Raw genomic sequence first — 944 nt, 5'->3', positions numbered from 1 at the left:
CGACACCTTGCCAGAAGCTGTGGCTTAAAGTGACGCCTCGAATAATAGAAGAAAACAGAGCAGAAAAAATCGGCGTAAAGTAGGTTTGGCCAATCCTTGTTGTGGATCGCATCCACTACTTCGTATGTCTCTTCGATAGTATGCGGCACAATTGTTTCAAAATTTTGTTTCAGATCCCAAGGGCAGCCACCTTCTGGATCACGCAGCTTCGCCATAATTTGTTCTAGTTGTTCAATCGGGTGGCTCATGGTGCTTTCCTATTATTCTATTTGATTGTTTTAATCTAATTCTTTTCTTAAAACTAAAAAAGGTGAGCAGTTAAAACCACTCACCTTTCTATTTTGCTTTCATCCCCAAGAGTGAAGAATGAGCGAGTTGGGGATCTCAAACCGTTTGGCAAGATTCCCCATCACGTTCGTCCCTCACTGTAGGGAATGACAACTATATTTTTTTACTAAGTAATTAGTTCTTCTAACAAGGCAGTAAACTTATGAGGCTCCTGAGCATAGCTTGCCTATGTGATGGAGCGAAATAAGTGAAACTAACGCCGTTAGAAAGCTAAGTACGACGTAAAAACTATCCTAATCTCTTGACGCTCATAACATCTTTGATCTGCTCGACTCGGCTTGTAACTCGACTCAAAATTTCAATATTGGTCACTTCCAAATCAAAGTCCATCACTGACAGCTGACGCTTGTAGTCGGTACGGCTTTTCATTGTCGTCACACTGATCTTCTCATTCGCGAACAGCGAGGTGATGTCCTTCAACAGGCCACTGCGCTCTAATGCTTCAACACGCAGCGTGAGGATGTATGAACCAACAAAGCCATTGCCCCAAACCGTATCAATGATGCGCTCTGGTGCGTGGATTCTTAGCTCACTTAGCTGTTCACAATCACTACGGTGAACGGAAATGCCACGACCTTGAGTGATGTAACCCTTGA

The 944-nt window shown here is 43.3% G+C and carries 2 protein-coding genes; both read right to left on the bottom strand.

Going from position 1 to position 944, the window contains the following annotated elements:
* Positions 1-248 (bottom strand): MazG nucleotide pyrophosphohydrolase domain-containing protein (locus tag KIV40_RS34595; protein WP_285353978.1); only part of this gene is annotated, 248 nt, incomplete at its 3' end.
* A gap of 328 nt (positions 249-576) precedes the next feature.
* On the bottom strand, positions 577-944 hold a 368-nt coding region (locus KIV40_RS34590), incomplete at its 5' end, for an ACT domain-containing protein (protein ID WP_285353976.1).

It is taken from the genome of Vibrio sp. D173a (assembly GCF_030248475.1).
Note: the sequence above shows the minus strand (reverse complement) of the source record. Positions and strands in the feature narration are given on the sequence as shown.